The organism is Streptomyces sp. NRRL F-6492 (assembly GCF_001280125.1).
Taxonomy (GTDB): Bacteria; Actinomycetota; Actinomycetes; order Streptomycetales; family Streptomycetaceae; genus Streptomyces.
This window is the reverse complement of record NZ_LGEG01000011.1, coordinates 1-20,257: the sequence shown is the minus strand read 5'-3', so window position 1 is coordinate 20,257 and position 20,257 is coordinate 1. Positions and strand designations below refer to the sequence as shown.

Here is a 20,257-nt window from a genome sequence, read left to right as displayed (position 1 = left end):
GTGTTGCGGACGTAGGCGTGTTCGGGGGTGCCTTCGTCGAGTTGGGCCAGGCGGGTGAGGAGGGCGGCGGAGAGGGGTTGGGCGTCGTCGGTGGAGACGGTGGTGGGACGGGTCAGCTCGGGCAGTCCGTCCAGTGCCGCCCGGCGCATCGAAGCCCCCGGATTCCCGGCGACCTCGGGACCGGGGGCCGGGTCGGCGGTCCGGGGCCGTATGGAGCGGTTTCCGACGGTGGACATGAGGCTCCTTCGACGGTCGCGATGGGCCCGCGCCGCTGCCGTGCAAAGGTGGCGGAGTGGTCCATTGATCAGCTTCCTCAAACAGGATGCCCGTTTCGTGGTGATTTGACACAGTTCTTGGGTAGACGCGGTCGGATGGTGGAGATGGCGCGGCGCGGGGGAGTCGCGGGGAGCCGCAGGGAAGCGGCGACCACATCATCCGACCTTTATGTGAGGTTTGAGATGTGCGGGTGAGGGTGAGGCGCAGACAGCGAGGGGATCCACACCAGAGAGGAACGCACAGTGTCGCTCGACGGAAAGAACGTTCTCGTCCTCACGACGAACTACGGCACGGAGCAGGACGAGCTGGAGAAGCCGGTGGCCGTCCTCCGCGAGGCGGGAGCCCGCGTCACGGTCGCCGCGCAGAAGGACGAGGGCGTGCAGACCCTCGTCTCGGACAAGGACCCTGGCTCCGTGGTCCAGCCGGACACGACGCTCGCCGAGGTCTCCGCGGACGGATTCGACGCCGTGGTCGTCCCGGGCGGCACCGTGAACGCCGACCAGCTCCGTACGGACGACGACGCCCGCCGCCTCGTCTCCGCCTTCGCGGAAGCGGGCAGGCCGGTGGCCGCCATCTGCCACGGACCGTGGCTCCTCGTGGACAGCGAGCTGGCCAAGGGGCGCCGGCTGACCTCGTATCCCTCCCTCCGCCCCGACCTCGAGAACGCGGGTGCCACCTGGGTGGACGAGGAGGTCGTCGTCGACACCTCCGGAGGCCACCCCCTGATCACCTCCCGCAACCCGGGCGACCTCGACGCCTTCTCGGCGGAGATCGTCCGCAGCCTGAGCGGCGACGCGGCCTAGAAGGGTCTGCCGCGTGCGACCGCGCACGTACGCACCCGGCCCGCACGGCAGATGTACGGCTCAGCGGAGAAGAGTCGCGCCCGGCCCCCGACGGACGATCGTCGGGGGCCGGGCGCGATGCGTGGTGAGGGGCGGCCTACGGGCGGTCCGCGCCACCGGGACCGGCAGGGCCGGCGGGGGAGCCGGGACCGTGGGTCGGCAGGACGTGCAGCAGTTCCAGCAGGTAGAGGAAGGCCGCGGCCATCGGGGCGCCCTCCGTCTCCTGGCGCACGCGCGCCCAGTCGACCCGCTCCCGCAGCCCCCGCGCCACCGGCAGCAGGGTGCCGAAGTCGCAGTGGTGTTCCGAGAACGCCGTCAGCCGGGAGACCAGGAGGTCGGTCGGCGCGATCACCGGCATGTGGACCGAGTCCACCGGGAGCGTCTGGGCCCGTTCGAGGAGCTCGGTCGTGACCGGCTTCCCCGCCAGGGAGAAGATCAGGTCGATCTCCTCGCCGCCGGAACGCGCCTTGACCAGCCAGTCCTCGGGCGGGTCCACGATCCGGATGCCGTGTTCCCGCAGCGCGTTCGTGACCGCCTCGGCGTCCTCCCGCCGTACCGCGAAATCCGTGTCGTGCTGGAGCCGGACCGGGATGCCGTGCGCGTAGGCGGCGACGCCGCCGATCAGGGCGAACGGGCACCCCAGCGCCTTCAGCACCGCCCCGACCTGCTTCGTCGTCTCCAGGATCGCCTGGGTGTGATCGGGGGGCAGCGCGGTCGCGTCGCCCTCGCGGGCTCCGTGCGCTCCGGAGTCCTCCCGCGGAGCCTTCCGGGGTTCGGGAGAACCGGTACCCGCGAGCCCGTGGTCGTGACCGGCGGACGCGAGGTACGCCTTTCCGTTCGCCGACCGGCGCGGGGCCGGGTCTTCCGTGAGGTTCATCGCCTGCTCCTGTCCTCGCCACTGCTCGCGCTGGCCCCTCCCAAAGGGGTGCAACCGCGTCTACCCAGGGCGGCCCCGGTCATCCGCCCCCGGTGATCGGCCACGACCGGGGAATCGGCTGTCCGGAAACTGTCTGTCCGGCCCCGTACCGGGTAGTCGCCGGGGCGAGCGAGCAGCACCGGAACGACCGTGAGGAGGCCCGCTGTGCGGACCACGGAGCAGCGGACGACGGACGAGCGGCACCGGCTCACGGACGAGGAGTTCCACGCCCTGATGCGGGAGGCGTCCGCCGAGGCACGACGCCTGTCGCTCGGCGAACCACTCGGGGCGGAGGCCGACTTCGCCCTGCGCACCCAGCACGCCGAGTTCGGAGCCGCCGCCCACTGACCCGCGGGGCCGGGACGTCGCCCGCCGCGCGGCCGGCCCGCCGCACGCCGGATAGAGCGGGAACGGACGGGTAGTCGCGTACCGGCCGTACGACATCCGGATTCCGGAGGGAGATGGACGCCATGATCGCACCGAGCAACCCCGACCCGGAGCCCCGGGAGACACCCGGAGTCGACGTCGGAGACGGAACCGGCACACCAGGCCCCGGCTCCGACACCGGCATCGGAGGAGGGGCCGCCACATCCGGCCTCGGCGCCGGCGCACCCGGTCCGGGAACGCCCGGCTCCGGCGTCGGGGGCGGGACCGCGCCGGGCGAGACGCCACCGGCCGAGTCCGGGACGGGAACGGGGACCGGGCCCTACCGGCCGCTCCGGCGGGGATGGGCGACCGGCCCGCTCCTCGCCCTGTGGATCCTCGTCGTCCTGTGCGCGCTGTTCTTCCTCGCGTACGCGATCATCCTGGCCACCGACTGAGCGGGTGCGGGAACCCGCCTGTTCCCGCACCGCTCCGGGCCGTTTCGTTCCCGCCCGGCGAGGACGACCGGCCCCGGCCCCCGATGTCGGCCACCGACCAGTTTTTCCCCTGAAAGGAAACCCTCATGGACCGCAACGAGCCCGACACGGACGAGGCCCGTGGCGACGACGTCTACCAGCCCACCCACTCCGACGTGGACAACCGTCCCACCGACGAGCTCGATCCGGACAACGCGATCGTGACCGACCCGCTGGAGGACATGTCCAGCCCCGGCTACTCGCCCCCCGAGCGCCCCCGAGGGGTGACCCGGCACGGCACGACCCAGCGGGAGCAGCGCGAGGGCGAGTCGCTGGACGACCGGCTCGCCCAGGAGGTCCCCGAGGACCCGCCGGCGGAGGGCGACGACATCGGCGACCTCCCGGGCGGCGCGGGCGAGCCCGTCGACAAGCAGGCCGGCACCACCCGGGCGGGCCGCCTCGCCCCGGTCGACAGCCCGAGGGAGACGGGAAACCGCACGGTCGCCCGGGACGTCGGCCCGGACGACTGGGCCGCACCGGCCGAGGAGGCCGCGATGCACGTGGACACCGGGGCGGACGCCACGGTGGACGAGCCCGAACCGTACGGGCTGCCCGAAGAGTCCGGGACGGAGCGCTGACCGCCTCCGACGCCCCGCACGTTCCGACCCCAGTGGGGACACCATGAACCTCGACTTCCTCAAACCGCTCCTGGAACGTCCCGGCCCCTGGGCCTCCGTCTACGTCGAGACCGACCGGTCCACCGAGGACGCGGCACGGATCCAGCGGCTGCGCAACCGCTCCGTGGCCGCGCGGCTCGTCGACGACGGCGCCGACCCGGCCACGATCCGCGCGGTCGCCGAACGGCTCGGAGCCGAACCCGTCTCCGGCTCGCCGCCCGGGCGCGCCCTCTTCGCGACGGACGGCGAGGTCGTGCTCGACGTCCCCCTCAGGGCGACCCCGCCGTCCGCCGACGTCACCTGGACGAACCTCCCGCACATCGCACCCCTGGTGCTCCTGCGCGGCGACGAGCCCGCCTGCCAGGTGGCCCTCATCGACCGGGAGGGCGCCGACCTCGAACTGCGGGACTCCCGCGGCACGCGGTCCCTGGGCGAGGCGCGCGGGAAGCCGTGGCAGGGCCGGGGGCACCGTTCCCTCCCCCAGGACCGGTACGAATGGCACTACAGCAACAAGGTCGAGGACGCCTGGGAGGAGACGGCCGACATCATCGCCGGCGAACTCGTCCGGCGCTGTCCGCAGGACGGCGACACCCTCCTGGTCCTGGCCGGGGACGCGCGCGAGCGCAAGGCGGTACGGGAACGGCTGCCGCAGCGGCTCCGGAGCGTCGCCGTCGAGGTGGACCACGGCAGCCGCGCGCCCGGCGCCTCCACCGCGCTCCTCGACCGGCAGATCGAGGAGGCCCGCTCCCGCTACGCGCAGGAGCGGGTGCGGAGCGCGCTGGACGACTTCCGCAGGGCGCGCGGCCGTCCCGGCGAGCACCGCGAGACGACCGTCGACACCGGTCGAGGCCCGGCCGCCGAAGGCATTCCGGCCGTGGCCGCCGCCGCCCGGGAACACCAGGTCGCCACCCTCCTCCTCGGCCGGGACGCCCCCGACGCGAGCCGCCCCGTGTGGGTCGGCGCCGGACCCGACGAGATCGCCGCGGGCCGTGCCGAGGCCAAGGGGTGGGGGATCGGCCGGCCGGAGGAGGCGCGCGCCGACGACGCGCTGCTGCGCGCCTGCGTCGCCGCGGGCTCCGAGGTGCTCGTGGTGCCGGAGGAGATGGCGGGCCCGGCGGGCGGTCTGGGCGCCGTCCTGCGCTGGAACGACTGACTCCTCGACCGGCTCGTCCCCGTCGCACCGCCCAGGAGCGGTGACGCCGGGGACGAGCCGGTCGAGGAGCGGTGACGCCGGGGACGAACCGGTCGAGGAACGGTGACGCCGTGGCAACCGTGCTGCCGAGGAGCGGTGACGCCGTGGGAGCCCTGCCGCCGAGGAGCCGTCCGTGTCCCGCCGGTCTGCGGTGGGTCACGGCACGAGACCCGCGCCGGGTCGCACGACTCCGCAATGGGGTCACGAGAAGGCCCTTCACGTGCTCCCTCCGGTGATCCCTTCCGGCCGTCCGGACACGCCGCCGCCCGCCCACGAAGAAGTGGGCGGGCGGCGGCGCGATCCTACGGTCGGGCTGTGCTCAGTCCTCGCCGCGGACGATGTTGTACTCGCCGTACTCGGGATCGCGTTCCTCGTCGGCGGCTCGTCCGGCCCGTTCGGGCCGTCCGGGTTCCCCTTCGAGTCCCACGAGGGCGGGCCTGCACGTTCTGACGCGTCCCGTGCGCGCCTCCCCGATCCGTTTGGAGCGGGCGGCGTTCCTGACGTCCTCCATGACCGACACCTCCTGAGGTCGATGGATCCGACCTCCGGCGGCCGGGTCGACTGCAACTCCTCGTCTACCCGGTCGGGCCCGCCCGACACGTACGCCGGGCCGCGGCCCCGTGGCACCGTACGGGCGGGGCCCCGGTCAGGGCCGGCGCCAGTCGTCGGACGTCAGGTGCGAGCCGGCCATCGGACCCATGCGGAGCATCCCGCCGTCCACCGCCCAGGACGCCCCCGTCACGTACGACGCGTCGGGGCCCGCCAGGAAGGCGACGACGGCGGCGACCTCGCGGGCGTCCCCCGGCCGCCCGAGGGGGACGCCCGGCCGGGACGCGGCCCGGACGTCCTCGTCCTCCTGGCCGGTCATCGGGGTGGCGATCTCCCCCGGCGCGACGGAGTTGACGGTGATGCCGTACGCGCCCAGCTCCAGCGCCATGACCTGGGTGAGCAGCCCGAGGCCGCCCTTGGCCGCGCAGTACGGTCCGGCGCCCACCCGGGGCTGGTGCTCGTGCACCGAGGTGATCTGCACGATGCGGCCCCCGCGCCCCCGGTCGATCATCCGGCGGGCGGCGCGCTGGGCGCACAGGAACGGCCCCGTCAGGTCGACGTCGAGCACTTCCCTGACCTTTTCGAGACTCAGGTCGAGGAAGGACTCGGCCGTACCCGTACCGGCGTTGTTGACCAGGACGTCGACTCCGCCGAGCTCCTCCGCGAGCCGGTCGACCACGTCGGCCGCCTCCGGCAGCTCCGTCAGGTCCAGACGGGCGACGGCCGCCCGTCTGCCGTGGGCGCGGACCTCCTCCGCCGTGGCCTCCGCGCCCGCCTCGTCGGTGTGCCACGTGACGCCCACGTCGAGGCCCGCCTCCGCGAGCCGCACCGCGACGGCGCGTCCGATCCCGGAGTCCGAACCGGTGACGATCGCCGTGCGCGGGTCGAAGCCCTGGATGTCGGCCATGGCCCCGCCTCCTCTCGTCTTCCTGCCTGCTTCTGCCATGTGCCTGCGCGTTCCTCGCGTACTTCTCGCGCCTGACGCCTCCGCCGCTACCCCCGTCCCGGTCGGCCATGCTCCGCCCACCGGCCGGGAGAAGGACACGAAAGGGTGCGACCGACGGGGACGGGGCATGGCGTCCGCCGGGCCGGGGAGACGCGTCAGGAGCAAGGACACCGGTCCGGAAGGACACGGTCCACCCGACGTGAGGAGACGCCATGAGCGGTCCGCAGAACCCCGAGCGGCGCAGGAGCGGAAAGGGCGCGGCCACCCCGCAGGACCTCGCCGAACTCAAGGCCCGCCAGGCCCGCCGGAACGACGAGAGGGGCCGGGAAGCGGCGCACGCCACGGACGAGGGGGACAAGGACGGCGGCGAGGGCGGCGGAACCCCTCCCGGCCGGCGCCCCGACGGGGCCTGACCTCCCCGGCACGACCCTGCCGCCGGCCGTGGAACGAAGGATCACGCGCCCCGGCACCCACCGGCACCCCGGCGGTTCGCACCGCCGGGGTGCCGGGACGAGTGGACCCCGCCCGACCGGGCAGGGGCCGGGTGCCGCTGTCCGGGCCCTTCCCCTCCTGCCCGGGCAGCGGTCCCGGGCCCCCGGTCGCCCCACCACGGCTCCGCAGCGGCGGGTGAGGCTGTTCCGACCGCCAGAAGCCCCCGCGGTCACGGCGCCGGACCTCGTACGCCGCCCCGCGGCTACGCCCACCGGCCCGCGCGGCGAGAAGCCCGCGCGGCGAGAAGCCCGCGCGGCGAGAAGCCCGCGGAGCGAGGGCCCGTACAGCCACAAGCCCTGGCGCGAAGGGACGCACGACGGTCGGCCGACCGGTCGGGGACCGCCTGTCCGGGCCCCGAACACGCGTTGTCAGTGGCCCTGGTTAGTCTCCCCTCATATTGCAGTTCCAGGGGCTTTCGACCCCTTGGTTCGAGCTGCGTGATTTCTGACGAACAGGCGGAGGGGGCACGGCCGATGGCGTGGCTGACGGTGGACGAGGGGTACGAGATCACCCTCGACGAGGGGCGCGTGGCCGCACGGCGCGCGGGGGGACGGCAGTTGAAGACCGTGCCGAAGGCGCTGCGGGACCATCCCGAGGTCGACCGGCTCCGGCGGCTCGCCGAATGGCTGGACCGGCACGTGGCCGCGTGCGTGGCCCAGGTGGACACCTGGATGGTGTCCTCGCTCCCCGTGCCCACCGGGCTGATCGCCCGCGTGTGGCCGGACGAGGCCTGGCAGTCCGCCCTCCGCGACATGGCCGTGGTGGGCGACGACCCGGACGAGGTCGGCTTCCTGCGGGACGTCACCGCCGACGGCGGGCTGAAGGTGGTCGACCTCGACGGCGAGACCGTACGGCTCTCCCCGCGCACCGTCACCCTCCCGCACCCCGTGCTCCTGCCCGACCTGGACGACGTGCGGGACTTCGCGGCCGAACTCGGCATCACCCAGCGGGTGGAGCAGATCCACCGGGCCACCTGGGCCCGGCCGGCCGCCGCCCACCCGGAGACGGCCACGGAGGTACGGGACTACGCGGGCGGCAGGTTCGCCTCCCGCTTCGGCCTCGCGGCCCGCGCGACCTCGCTCGGCTACCGCGTCTCCGGCGGCTACGCCACCTGCAGGGTCCGCGACGGCGGCCGCGCCACGGAGGCGTCGGTGTGGATCGGCGAGCCGTACTGGGACGGGGAGTCGGAGACCGGCGGACTCGGCTGGCACGACGACGAGGGCCGCGCCGTGCGGCTGAACGAGGTCGGACCGGTCGCCTGGTCCGAGGGGATGCGCATGGCCGCGGCGCTCTACGCCGGCCGCACGATCGAAGAGGGTGGGAACGCGTGACCGGCACGACTGCTTCCGACAGGACCACGGGCGGCGCCCCCGAAGGAGCCCGCGACAACGCGGAGCTGCTCGCGGCCGGAGCCGTCCTCCCGGCCGGCACCGGGGACGCGGGGGCCTCGGCGGTCGAACTGACCGCCAGGACCTACCGCCACCCCGTCCTCGGCGAGGACCGGGTCGTCGTCCGCCTCGCCGCGACCGAACTCGGACCCGCCGAGGACCTCGCCGCCGGCTTCCTCGGCCTCGGACTCCACGGGGAACCGGCCGTCGTGGGCCTCGGCCGCCGCCAGGAACTGGGCTTCCCCGAATGGGTCCTGGTGCACCACCCCGAGGACGGCCACCACGCCCTCGCGGTCGTCCCCGAGCTCGACCGCCTCGCCCGGCAGGCGAAGACCAAGCCCAAGGCCGCCCTGGACGCCTGCCTCGAACTCGCCGGCCGCCTCGCCTCCGCCGTCCCGCACTTCCTGCCCGTCTTCTACGAGCAGGCCGCCCGGGTCTTCCTCGGTGTCGACAACACCACCTACGCGGGACAGCTGTTCGCCCGCGCCCGCACCAGCGAGGCCCAGCACGGACTCGCCGTCGACGAGGACCGGCTCGACGCCGTCTTCCTCGAATTCGCCCTGGCCGGCGCGCTGCCGGTGAAGGTCCTCACCGGATACGGCAAGGAACTCGCCGCCCGGCTCGCCCCCGCCGAGGCGTACGAGCGCTTCCGGCGCCTGTGCGTGCGCCGGACCGCCGGCGGACTCGCCCCCTCCGCCCAGGCCACCACGGAACTGCGCCGCCTGGCCCGCGCCGCCGGCCTGTCCGCCGCCGAGGCCGAGCAGGACCACCTCGCCGAACTCCTGCCGCTGCCGGCCACCCAGCGGGCGGCCGAGGGATGGTGGAAGACCCACCGGTCCGCCCTCGTCGCCCTGGCCCGCCGCGTCCCCGCCGTACGGGGCACGCTCCTGGAGATGATGCCGCCCTCCGACGACGGCGAGCTCAGCGACCTGTGGCTGGGGATCCTCACGGAGTCCGGGGCGGACGCCGGACTGACCGGCGCGGACGTGCCGCCGGAGGAGCGCTGCGCCGACGGCACGGCCGGCTGGCTGGAGCGCTTCCACACCGTACGGCACCGGGGCTGGGGCAGCCGCCGCACCCTGCCGGCCCTCCTCGACCTGGTGGAACGGGCCGCCGATCGGCTGCGCGCCGACCTGGCGGCCCGGCCCGACGACCGGTGCTTCCTGCGGATCGGCGTCGAGGACCTCGACCTGCTCGACCTGCTGCTCTCGCTGGACGTCCCGGTCGCCGACCCGGCGGCCGACGGCCCCCGGACGAACGCCGCCGCCCTCAACCTGTCGGACTGGGCGCGCGGGGAGGACCCCCGCGACCTGGCCGCGATCGCCGCCGACCCCCGCTTCCGCCCCGCCTTCCGGCGCGCCGCGAACGCCTACCACGACGCCTCCTCCGGAGCGGACGTGATGCGCCGGCTCGCCGCCTCGGCCGGCGGCCGGCCGATGCTCACCGAGTGGACGCGCGACGTCGCCCGCGACTCGGTGGCGGCCGGACTGCCCGGACTGCCCAAGGCGATCGCCCGCCTGTCGTGGCTGCCCGCCGAGGCCCTCGCGCTCGCACCGGAGGAGGTCGCGGCCGCCGCCGGCGCCGACCTCGGCGAGACCCTGGCGCGCACCCTGCGCGGCGGCCTGTGGGAGGAGCTCCACTGGCCGGCGTGGGAGGAGGCCGTCGCGGACCTCACCCCGGGGCGCGCCAAGCTCGACGACCTCGTCGTCTTCGAGGCCTGGCCCCACCTGATCGTGGCCAACGCCCGCCGGGTGCGGGTCATCGACGCCGACTCCACCGTCCTCACCCACGACCTGCGCGTGCCCACCGGCCAGTCCTCCCACCGGTACGGCTTCCACTACGTCGACGGCGCCCTCCTCGTGTTCTGGACCGGCTACGGCAACAGCCAGGTCCAGGGCTACTGGCACACCGCGCCCGACCGCGTGTTCACCCTGGACGCCGAGATCAGCTACTGGTCCCTCCGCTCCGACCGCTCCAGCCTGCCGCTGCCCGGCGGCGGCCGCACCACCGGCGGCGGAGTCCTGCACGCCGGCGACACGAAGCTGCCCCGGGAACGCGCGGTGCTCTCCGACGGCACCTCGTACTGGGTGTGGCAGCACGTCGAGCGGTACGAGGGCGACGCGCGGCACGACGACAGCGGCTGGGTCGAGTACGACCCCGTCGAGGACACCCGGGGCCGGCGCTCCCTGCCCGGCTTCCTCGCCGACGCGACCCGCTCCCACGCCCCCGGCGCCGAACTGGCCGTGCAGTCCTCGTGGCTGCGGCCCGCCCCCGTGGTCGACGGCTCGGCCCTGGGCACCCCCGCCGACGGCCTGCTCGGCTGGCGGGTCCTGCGGATCCCCGGCGACGGCTGGTGCGCCGACGACACCGCCGGCCGCAACGTCTCCCTGCCCGAGGGCTCCGACATGCCCGTCGCCGCCCTGGCGTTCCCCGGCGACGACCGGCCCAGGGCCCTGATCCGCCAGTGGCGGGAACTGCTGCTCACCGACCCGGACGGCGTGATCACGACGACGTCCGACGGCGACCGGAACGACATCTACGGCACCGCCGCCACGCCCCTGCCGCCGCTCTCCCACTTCTACGCCCTCCGCCCGCGCGACCCGCGCGGCTCGGACGTGCTGCGCGCCGCCGACGCGGAGACGGCCCGCACCCTGCTGAAGGCGGCCGTCCTGGCCGAGCGGGCCACGGACGTCCCCGACCTCGTGACCGCCGCGCTGCCGGGCATCACCGCGCCCGAACTGGCCGCGGGCGTGGCGAAGGCACTGCGCTTCGCCGTGGGACAGCAGAAGGCCCTCGACGCGGTGGCCGCCCGGCTCGACCCGGCGACCGAGCCCGAGGAGGCACGCGTCGAGGGCCCCCACGACAGCCTGCTCGCCGAGGCGCTCGACGGACTCACCGGCTCCGGCTACTACAGCCGGGGCGCCGCCTCGGACGTGGCCGACCGGTTCCTGGGCGAACTGGCGGCGGCACGGGCCGACGCCTCCGCCGCGGCCCCCCTGGGGAAGCTGCACTACGACCTTCCCTCCCTGCCGTACTCTCCGTTCTCCTTCGTCTCCCTCCTGGACGACCCGGCGGCGATCGCCTACCGGGCCGTCGCACCCGGCAGCGGCGACGAGCACCGGGCCGCGCTGCTCGGCGTGCTCGGCCGGGCCGACGCCCTGGGCCTCGCCTCGACGGCCGGCTCGGCCGGCCACTGGCGCCGGGTCCTGCTCCACCTCGCCACCCCCCACCTGTACGCCCCGGACGGCCAGGAGCGCGGCACCTCGTACTGCACCGTCTTCCCGCTCGGCGGGGGAGCGGTCCTCGGGATCACCGAGAACGACAGGGCCGTCGACGACGGACGGCAGTTCGAGGCGCTCCTCCACGACCCCAGCGGCCGGTTCGAGGTGCCCGCCCCGTACACCCTGCGCGACGCGGCACCGGTGGGCGACCGCACGCGCGGCGCCGACTGGCTGACCGCCTTCCTCCGGGAGGCGGAGAACCGCACGGCGGCCCCCTTCCTCCCGGAGGCGGCCGAGGAGTTCGGCCGGCTCACCGGCGTCCCCGGAGCGCTCGCCCGGCTCGTCCTCGCCGGCATGCCGAACGTGGACGACTGGGGGAACGGCTTCCTGCCGGCGGAACTGCGCACGTCCCTCGGCCTGAAGGTGGCCGACGCGGCCCGGGCCCGCGACGAACTGCGCGCGCTCCCCGTCGCCGTGCGACGGGCCGTGGTCGCGGCGCTCCTGCCCGAGGACCCGGCGCGGCTGTGGACCGAAGGCCCCGACGTGGCGTCGGCGGCGGAGGTCTGGAACGCGCGCTTGGGACGGCGCACCCAGGTGCCCGACTGGCTGATCGGGGAGGCCACCCGCGCGGTCCGCACCGGCTGGCCCGTCCACCGGGCCCTCCCGGCGCTCCTAGGCCCCGCGGCGTCGCCCGAGCTCACCACCGACGTGGCGTGGCACATCTCGGGGGACCGGCCGGCGCCCGTGAGCCCGGTCGACCACCCGTTCACCGACGCGGTGCTGACGGGCGCGATGGGCCTGACGGCCTGGCTGGCCCACCGGCTGCCCGCCGGCGATCCGGTACGGGCGACGCTGCCCAGCGCCCTCACCGCCGTACGACAGCGCCTGGCCTCACCCGGACTCCTGGTCTCCGCCGGGCGCTACACCAGCCTCGCGGACTTCCGGAAGGTGGCGGGCGCCCCCACCGAGACGGCACCGGACCACGAGCGGTACGGCGCGGTCCTCATGGCCACGCACGACGGCCAGCCCCAGCCGGCCCTGCGGACCGCCCTCCTCGACTCCACCGGCTCCGACCCGTACCTGGCGGTGCTGCGCGACACCGACCAGCAGCCGACCGGGATCGAGCGGGCGCTGCGGCGGGCGCACGACCCGGCGTTCGCGCGGCTCCTCGCCGACCCCGGCGCGCCCGCCGCCGGGGAGACCGGCCAGGACGGCACCTGGTGGCCGCAGGACCCCTCGCGCTCCGTGCCCGACCTGGTCGCGGAGGTCGCCGGGGCCCACGGCCTGGGGACCGACGCGGCGACGCTGTACCTGGCGCTCCTCGCCCTGCCCGACCCCACCGACCGCAACACCGCCCGGTGGACGGGGTGGAAGCCGGCCCGCCTCAAGGCGGCCCGCGCCGAACTGGCCGCCACCGACCTGGTGGTGTCGGCCGTACGGGCCAGGGCGGGGCGCTCGCTGTTCCTGCCCGGCGCCTGGTCCGAGCAGAAGGGGCTCGGGCTGCCGGTCGAGCAGTGGAAGCTGCCGATGTACGGGCCGTTCCTGGGCGCCCTGGTGCCGGTCGAACCGGCCGCCGAACTCTTCGCCCGGGCGTGGCGGCGGATCCTCGACGGCGACCTCCCCCGCTTCGAGGAGCTGAAGGTCCGGCGCACCAGGCGCCGCCGCTGACCGACCCGCCGCCGGCCGCCGGCCGCCGGCCGGCCGACCGGTGGTCATCGCCCGACCGGCACCAGTCGGCACCGGCCGACCGGCCGCTGCCCGCCGCACCGCCGACCACCCGCCGCACGCGGCGACGGCGCGGCGCACCCCGCCCCGGGTGCGCCGCGCCCCCCACCCGTACCCCTTCCGGAGGAACCCCCGCATGACCGTCACCGAACAGCCCGCCCCCGCCCGGCAGGTCCGCCCGGCCGAGGAGCGCCACGCCGCCGAACTCGCCTTCCTCGCCGCCCAGGACCCCGGCCCGCGCCCGCCCGGCTGGGCCCTCACCCCCCGCGCGGTCGTCACGTTCGTCTGCGGCAGCGACGGCGCCGAACTCGCCCTGCCGAAGCGCCGCGCGGGCCTGCCGTCGAAGCTGGAGATCGCCCCGAAGTTCGTCGGCGAACGCGCCCTGGTGGAGCGCTGCGTGGTCACCCTCGCCGGAGAACGCGGACTGCTCCTCACCGGCGAGCCCGGCACCGCCAAGTCGATGCTGTCGGAACTGCTCGCGGCCGCCGTCAGCGGCACCAGCGCCCTCACCGTGCAGGGCACCGCGGGCACCACCGAGGACGCCTTCCGCTACGGCTGGAACTACGCCCTGCTGCTCGCCCAGGGCCCCACCCCGCAGGCCCTGGTCGACTCCCCGGTCCTCGCCGCCATGCGCACCGGCCGGGTGGTGCGGGTCGAGGAGATCACCCGCTGCCTGCCCGAGGTGCAGGACGCCCTCGTCTCCCTCCTGTCCGACCGGCGGATCACCGTCCCCGAACTGACCGCCACCGAGGACGCGGTGGTCTCCGCCGCGCCCGGCTTCACCGTCATCGCCACCGCCAACCTGCGCGACCGGGGCGTCTCCGAGATGTCCGCCGCGCTCAAGCGCCGCTTCAACTTCGAGACCGTGGACCCGATCGCCGACGCGGACGCCGAGGCCGTCCTCGTCCGCCGCCAGGCCGTCGCGGCGGTCCAGCGCGCGGGCGCGTCCTTCGGCGTCGACGACGCCGTCCTGGACGCCCTCGTCACCGTCTTCCGGGACCTGCGCTCCGGCCGCTCCACCGAGGGCTGGGACGTGGAGCGGCCGGGCACGGTCATGTCCACCGCCGAGGCCGTCCAGGTCGCGGCGTCCCTCGGGGTCGCCGCCGCTTACCTCCACGGCGGGGACGTCCTCGACCTCCTGCCCGGCCACCTCCTCGGCGTCGTCCGCAAGGACGACCCGGCCGACCACGCGCGCCTCCTCGGCTACTGGGACGGCCCGGTCCGCCGCCGGGCCGAGAACGGCTCGGCGATGTGGCGCCGCCTCTGGGACCTGCGCGGGAGCCTGCGGTGACGACCCTCGATCCACGGGCGGCGGTGGACGCGCTCGCCGCGTCCCGCACCCCGTACCTGCTCGGGGTGCGCCACCACAGCCCGGCGCTGGCCGCCGTGGTGCCCGCCCTCCTCGACGAGGCGGGTGCCGAGGTGGTCTGCGTGGAACTCCCGGCCGACTTCCGGCCCTGGCTGGAACACCTGGCGGACCCGGAGACCGTCGCCCCCGTCGCCCTGGCCGGTGCGGGCGAGGGCGGACGCCTGTCGTTCTACCCCTTCGCGGACTTCTCGCCGGAACTCGCGGCGGTGCGGTGGGCCCGGGACCGCGGCGCGGAGGTCGTCTGCTGCGACCTCCCCCTGTCCGACCCCGGCTGGTCCCTGACCGGCCCGGACCGGGACGGCGACACGGACGACCGCCGGGGCGTCGACGCCGCCGACGGTACGGACACGGGCACGGGCACGGGCAGTACGGACACGGGCACGGGTACGGATACCGGCTCGGCCGACGGTACGGGCGAGGGCGCCGGCGTGCGGGGACGCGGCTCCTTCGCCGGAGCGCTCGCCGCGGCCGGCACCGGCCGGGACGGCGAGGACATGTGGGACCGCGCCGTGGAGGTGCTGGCTCCCGGCTGCTCCCCGGACGCGGTGCGCCGCGCCGCCCTGGGCGTGGGCTGGGCCCTGCGCGCCGACGCCGACGTGCCCGCCTCCGACCTCGCCCGCGAGGCCCGGATGCGGCGGGTGATCGCCACGGCCTCGGCCGGAGGCCGCCGCGTCGCCGCCGTGATCGGAGCCTTCCACGCCCCCGCCCTGCTCGCACCGGCGGACGCGGAGGGAGCGGTCGGTACGGACCGGCACGACCTGGAGGACACCGGCACGGACGGGTCCGGCAAGGGCGACCGGGGCCGTACCCCGGCGACCCCGGTCACGGACCCCGCGACCCCCGCCACGCCGGGAGCCCCGGCCGTCCACCAGGCCCCGGCCGTCGCGGTGACCTCGTTCGTCCCGTACTCCTTCGACCTGCTCGACTCCCGCTCCGGCTACCCCGCCGGGATCCGCGATCCGCTGTGGCAGCAGGCCGTGCTCACCGCCGCCGGGGACCCCGACCGGATCCGGGAGGCGGCCGCCGCCGCGGTGACCGGCCTGTGCCGGGAGATGCGCCGTGCCGGCCACACCGCAGGCACCGGCGAGGCCGCCGAGACGCTGCGGCTGGCCTGCGACCTGGCCACCCTGCGCGGACTCCCCGCCCCCGGGCGCGGGGAGCTCCTGGAAGCCGTCACCACCGTCCTCGGACAGGGCGAACCCCTCGGCCGGGGCCGGGCGCTGGCCCGCGCCCTGGAGGCCGTGCTCGTCGGCACGGCGCGCGGCCGGGTCAGCCCGCACGCGCCCCGCTCCGGTCTCGGCCCCTCGGTCGAGGAGGAGCTCGCCCGGCTGCGGCTGCCCCGCCCGGAGGAGCCCGAACCCCGGGAGGTGCGCCTCGACCCGCTCCGTTCCCCCCTCGACGGACGCCGCGAGGTGCTGCTGCGACGCCTCCTCGTCATCGGCGCCTCCTACGGCGAGCCGCTCGCCGTGGCGGCCACCGGCGACGGCACCGCGCTCGGCACCAAGTGGCGCCTGACCTGGAACCCGTCCGTGCCCGCACGGCTCGACCTCGCCGGAGTCCGGGGAGTCACCGCGGCCCAGGCCGCCGCCGGCACCCTGGCCGAGACCGCGCGCCGGGCCGCCGCCGAAGGAGGGCCCACCCCGGCCCAGATCCTGACCGGACTCACCGCCGCCGCCCGCTGCGACCTGCCCGACCTGGTCGACGCCCGGCTGCGCGAGGCCTCCGCCGTCCTGCCCGACACCGCCGGCCTGCCCGAACTCCTCGAAGCGCTGGACCTCCTGGAGGGCATGCGGCGCGGCCACTACCCCGGCACCACCGAGGACGCCCGCGCCACGGCGGCCGTGCTCACCGGCGAACTCGTGGAGGCCGCCGTGCGGTCGCTGCCCGGCCTGGCCGGCAGCGACACCCCCGCGGACGCCGGAGCCCTCGTGGCGCTCGCGGACCGGTCGGCCGCCCGGCACCTGGGCCTCCGGATGGACCGTGCCCTCGCCGAACTCGCCTCGGAAGGCTCGCCGTTGATCCAGGGCGCCGCCCTGGCCGTACGGGTGCTGCTCGACCTGGACCCGGCCGCGGACCTCGGCGAACGGACGGCGGGCTGGATCGACGGCGCGACCTCCCCCGACGCACGACGGGCCCTGACGAAGCGCCTCGCAGGACTGCTCACGGCCGCCGGACCGCTGCTCCAGGCGTCCCCGGAGGCGCTCACCCCGCTCCTCGACCGGGTCGACGCCCTGGCCGACCCGGACTTCCTCGACCGGCTCCCGGCCCTGCGCGGCGGCTTCGACGCGCTGACCCCGGCCGCCCGGGACCGGCTCCTGACCACGGTGACCGAGCGGCTCGGCGACCGGCTCGACCTCTCCCTCGACGCCCCGCCCGAACTGCTCGCCCTGTGGGCGGCGGCCGACGCGGCCGGCCTCGCCGCGCTGAAGTCCCTGGCCCTGCCCGATCCGGAGGCCGCACCCGACCCGCAGCCCGCGCCCGGAGCGGAAGCCCCACCCGAAAGCGAAGCCCCGCCCGAAGCCGACGCGTCCCCCGCCGAAGCACCGGACCGGCGGCTCGCGCCGGCCGACCGCTGGCGGCTCCTCCTCGGCCGCCACCGGGACCGGCTGTCCGCCGACGCGCGCCGCTACGCCCGCGCCCTGGACGAGCTGTACGGCGGAGGGCGCGGCGAGGGCGCCGACGACCTGGACGCCGGATCCGGCGGGGGCGGGGGACAGGAGGCCTCCTTCCCCACCGCACGCGAGTGGTCGCAGGAGCTGGAGGCCCTCTTCGGCGCCGACGTGCGCGAGGAGGTCCTGGCCGAGGCCGCCGACGCGGGCCGCACCGACGTGCTCACCCAGCTGGACCCGGCGGCGGTGCGCCCCTCGGTGGAGCTCCTCAGCTCGGTGCTCTCCCTGGCCGGCGGCCTGCCCGAGGCCCAACTCACCCGACTGAGGCCCCTGGTGAAACGGCTCGTCGACGAGCTCGCCCGGGAGCTGGCCACCCGTCTGCGCCCGACGCTCTCCGGACTCGCCACCCCGCGCCCCACCCGCAGGCCCGGCGGACGCCTCGACCTCGCCCGCACCCTGCGCGCCAACCTCGCCCACACCCGGCGCACGGACGACGGCCGGATCGTGGTCGTGCCGGAGCGGCCGGTGTTCAGCACGCGGGCGGGCAAGGAGTCGGACTGGCGCCTGATCCTCGTGGTCGACGTCTCCGGCTCGATGGAGGCCTCGGTCATCTGGTCGGCGCTGACCGCCGCCGTGCTCGGTGGCGTGCCGACCCTGTCCACGCACTTCCTGGCCTTCTCCACGCAGGTGGTGGACCTCACCGACCGGGTCGAGGACCCCCTGTCCCTGCTCCTGGAGGTACGGGTCGGCGGCGGCACGCACATCGCGGCGGGGCTCGCGCACGCCCGCTCGCTGATCACCGTGCCGAGCCGCACCCTCGTCGTCGTGGTCAGCGACTTCGAGGAGGGCGCACCGCTCGCCGGCCTCCTCGGCGAGGTCCGCGCCCTGGCCGCCTCCGGCGCGCACCTGCTCGGCTGCGCGGCGCTCGACGACGCCGGGGCGCCCCGCTACTCGGTGCCGGTGGCGCGCCAACTCGTCGCCGCCGGCATGCCGGTGGCCGCCCTCAGCCCGCTCGCCCTCGCCCGCTGGGTGGGCGACCGCCTCCGTGGAGAACCCCGTTGAGCCCCGAACCCCTGCCGCCCGTCGCCCCCGTCGTCCTCGCCGAGGCCGTGGAACAGCTCAGCGCACGGCTGCGCAAGAAGCTGGACGCCGCGATCGCGGGCTGCGCCGGGCAGGCCGTCCGGGCCGCCGACGGATCCCTCGACGTGCGCTTCGGCGAGGACGCCCTCGTCACCCTGCGTCCCGGACCGTCGGGCGCGGTCACCGAGGCCGGGCAGGCCGTCTGCACCTGCCTGCTGGCCCCGCGCTGCCTGCATCGCGCGACGGTCCTCGGCGCGGCACCGATCGCGGACGCGGACATGAACACGGAGACGGACACGGAGACGGAGACGGAGACGGGGGCGACGCCGGAGCCCCCGGAGCCGACCGCCGGCCTTCCGGAGCCGACGGGCCCCGTCGACGACACCGTGCCCGTCACCGCCGAAGCCGCCCCCGCCCCCGTACTCTCCGCGGACACCGCGCCCCCGCTCGCCCCCGCCCAGGTCCGCGCCGCCACCGCCCTGTGGGAGGCGGCCGCCGAAGCCCTGTCCGCGGGGGTCACGGCCGGCGGGGCGGTGGTCCAGGCCGAACTGCTGCGCGCCGCCCACACCGCGCGCCTGGCCGGGCAGCCCCGTGCCGAAGCGGCCGCGCTGCGCGTCGTACGGGGACTGCGCGCCGCGCGGGAGCGCGGCCGGGAGCAGCGCCTCGGCGACCTCGCGGGCGCCTTCCGCGAACTCCTCGCCGGGGCGGCCCTCCTCGCCTCGGGGACGGCGGGACCCGGCGCGGCCGGAACCGCGCGCCGCGCCTACGCGCAGGGCGGCAGCCTCAGGGTGTACGGCCTGTGCCGCGAACCGGTGCTTTCCGCCACCGGGTACGGGGGCGTGTCCACCCACCTGATGGGCCCGGACGGTTCCCGCTACACGGTCTCCGACGTGCGCCCCGGCGGACTGGCCCGCACCAGGGGAGCGGGCTCCGCGTCCGTGGCGCTCGGCGGGGGAGTCCTCGACCACGCGGGCCTCGCGCGCGGAGGGCTGCGGATCGTCGGCGCCACCGTCTCGCCGGACGGGCGGCTCGGAGCGGGCCGGGGCGTGAGCGCGACCCCGCTGCGCGGGGCGGACTGGTCGGAGGAGCCCGTGTCCGCGCTGTTCGCCCGACCGGTGGACGAGGCGATGGCCGAGGCGCTCGACGAGGGCGCGCGGGAGGCCGACGCCCCCGAGGCCGCCCTCCTCGGCTGTGACGTGGAGGTGGTCGGCGCGGCGGGGGAGTACCTCGTGGCCCGCGTCGCCGGGGGCGGACCGCTGCTGCGGCTGCGCTCCGCCCACCCTCATCCGGAGCTGCCGCACGCGGCCAACCTGCGCAGGATCGCGGAGCATCCCGGGCTCGCCCTGCGCGTCCTCGGCCGTCCGGACCTGGACCGGGCGGCGACGCTCCGGCCACTGGCGGTCGGCCCGGTGCCGGGGGAGTCGTACACGCTGCGGCTGCCGGAGGAGTGGCTCGGCCGGGCCGACCTGGGATACGACCGCCTCCAGGGGAGCCACTTCCCGCGCGGGGCCGCGGGGCCGGTTCCGATCGCCCCGGCGGCCGCCGTACCGGATCCGCTGGCGGACGCGCCGCTGTGGCGGGTGCGGCGGCTCCTCGAAACGGGAGTCGCGGGCGGACGGCGCGCCGTGGCCGAGGCCGGCCGGGGGACGGACGCGGCCGCCCTCCTCGCCCCGCTGCGCCGGGCGGGCCTCGGCGGGGCGGCGCAGCTCGCGGCGGCCCTGACGGCGGAGGCGGACCGCCGCCCCCGCGACGCCTTCGGCCGCCTCACCGACGCCTCGGCCGACGGCTACGCCCGCGCCTGGCTCGCCTCGGCGGTCCACCTGGCGGCCGCGGAGAGGTCGCTGGTGGTGGCCTCCTGGTCCTGACCCGACCCCGAGGACCCGACCCCGAGGACCCGAACCCGAGGACCCCGGCCCGAGGACCCGGGTACGGACCCGCGACGGACCGTACCCACGGCAGACCACGCCCACAACGGATCGGGCCCGCGACGGACGGTCCGCACGTGGGCGCGGACCCGTCCGAGGCGGCGCTCCTCCACGAGCGCCCGGACGTCCCGGCGGGATCCGGGGCCCGATGCGGTGGACCCCGGAGGCGCCGGGGCGAAGGACCGTGCCCGGCCCCGCCACGTCCCGGCCC

The 20,257-nt window shown here is 76.4% G+C and carries 14 protein-coding genes and 1 pseudogene; 11 read left to right on the top strand and 4 right to left on the bottom strand.

Translation table 11 applies throughout. The features are described 5' to 3' along the window. A pseudogene (locus ADL08_RS02830) lies at window positions 1-236 on the bottom strand (RNA polymerase sigma factor SigF); the annotation flags it as partial. Window positions 237-518: 282 nt separating this feature from the next. On the opposite strand from ADL08_RS02830, the gene ADL08_RS02825 reads away from it, so the two are divergent. After that, window positions 519-1,079, top strand: coding sequence for a type 1 glutamine amidotransferase domain-containing protein (locus ADL08_RS02825; protein ID WP_053640414.1), 561 nt, complete (start codon window positions 519-521; stop codon window positions 1,077-1,079). 136 nt (window positions 1,080-1,215) lie between these two features. Here ADL08_RS02825 and ADL08_RS02820 read toward each other — a convergent pair whose 3' ends face one another. Next, window positions 1,216-1,995, bottom strand: a complete 780-nt coding sequence (locus tag ADL08_RS02820; RefSeq protein WP_053640413.1) for a nucleotidyltransferase family protein — start codon at window positions 1,993-1,995, stop codon at window positions 1,216-1,218. A 204-nt stretch (window positions 1,996-2,199) separates the two neighbouring features. Here ADL08_RS02820 and ADL08_RS02815 point away from each other — a divergent pair, with 204 nt between their 5' ends. The 4 genes from ADL08_RS02815 (at window position 2,200) to ADL08_RS02800 (ending at window position 4,703) form a co-directional block, all read left to right on the top strand. Then, a complete protein-coding gene (locus ADL08_RS02815) occupies window positions 2,200-2,382 on the top strand; it encodes a hypothetical protein (protein WP_053640412.1) in 183 nt (60 codons plus the stop codon). 122 nt (window positions 2,383-2,504) lie between these two features. After that, complete coding sequence (locus ADL08_RS02810) at window positions 2,505-2,855, top strand: DUF6480 family protein (RefSeq protein WP_420709552.1); 351 nt, start codon at window positions 2,505-2,507, stop codon at window positions 2,853-2,855. A gap of 125 nt (window positions 2,856-2,980) precedes the next feature. Continuing rightward, window positions 2,981-3,511 carry a DUF5709 domain-containing protein gene (locus ADL08_RS02805; RefSeq protein WP_053640411.1) on the top strand — a complete coding sequence of 177 codons (531 nt, stop codon included), beginning with the start codon at window positions 2,981-2,983 and terminating at the stop codon, window positions 3,509-3,511. 43 nt (window positions 3,512-3,554) lie between these two features. Then, window positions 3,555-4,703, top strand: a complete 1,149-nt coding sequence (locus tag ADL08_RS02800) for a hypothetical protein (protein WP_053640410.1) — start codon at window positions 3,555-3,557, stop codon at window positions 4,701-4,703. A 358-nt stretch (window positions 4,704-5,061) separates the two neighbouring features. Here ADL08_RS02800 and ADL08_RS02795 read toward each other — a convergent pair whose 3' ends face one another. Then, window positions 5,062-5,253, bottom strand: coding sequence for a hypothetical protein (locus ADL08_RS02795; RefSeq protein WP_053640409.1), 192 nt, complete (start codon window positions 5,251-5,253; stop codon window positions 5,062-5,064). A gap of 135 nt (window positions 5,254-5,388) precedes the next feature. Continuing rightward, complete coding sequence (locus ADL08_RS02790) at window positions 5,389-6,198, bottom strand: SDR family oxidoreductase (protein WP_053640408.1); 810 nt, start codon at window positions 6,196-6,198, stop codon at window positions 5,389-5,391. Window positions 6,199-6,449: 251 nt separating this feature from the next. On the opposite strand from ADL08_RS02790, the gene ADL08_RS02785 reads away from it, so the two are divergent. The 6 genes from ADL08_RS02785 (at window position 6,450) to ADL08_RS02760 (ending at window position 19,986) form a co-directional block, all read left to right on the top strand. After that, a complete protein-coding gene (locus ADL08_RS02785; RefSeq protein ID WP_053640407.1) occupies window positions 6,450-6,650 on the top strand; it encodes a hypothetical protein in 201 nt (66 codons plus the stop codon). Window positions 6,651-7,202: 552 nt separating this feature from the next. Beyond that, complete coding sequence (locus tag ADL08_RS02780) at window positions 7,203-8,060, top strand: DUF4132 domain-containing protein (protein WP_053640406.1); 858 nt, start codon at window positions 7,203-7,205, stop codon at window positions 8,058-8,060. Then, window positions 8,057-13,006: a DNA-binding protein gene (locus ADL08_RS02775; RefSeq protein ID WP_234351975.1), complete on the top strand. Its 4,950-nt coding sequence runs from the start codon at window positions 8,057-8,059 to the stop codon at window positions 13,004-13,006. Before ADL08_RS02780 ends, ADL08_RS02775 begins: the two co-directional genes overlap by 4 nt. A gap of 193 nt (window positions 13,007-13,199) precedes the next feature. Next, window positions 13,200-14,354 (top strand): ATP-binding protein, encoded by a 1,155-nt coding sequence (locus ADL08_RS02770; protein ID WP_053640405.1) that lies wholly within the window; start codon window positions 13,200-13,202, stop codon window positions 14,352-14,354. Next, a complete protein-coding gene (locus ADL08_RS02765; protein WP_053640404.1) occupies window positions 14,351-18,103 on the top strand; it encodes a DUF5682 family protein in 3,753 nt (1,250 codons plus the stop codon). Before ADL08_RS02770 ends, ADL08_RS02765 begins: the two co-directional genes overlap by 4 nt. Beyond that, window positions 18,100-19,986: a hypothetical protein gene (locus tag ADL08_RS02760; protein ID WP_053640403.1), complete on the top strand. Its 1,887-nt coding sequence runs from the start codon at window positions 18,100-18,102 to the stop codon at window positions 19,984-19,986. Before ADL08_RS02765 ends, ADL08_RS02760 begins: the two co-directional genes overlap by 4 nt. The last annotated feature ends 271 nt before the right edge of the window (window positions 19,987-20,257 follow it).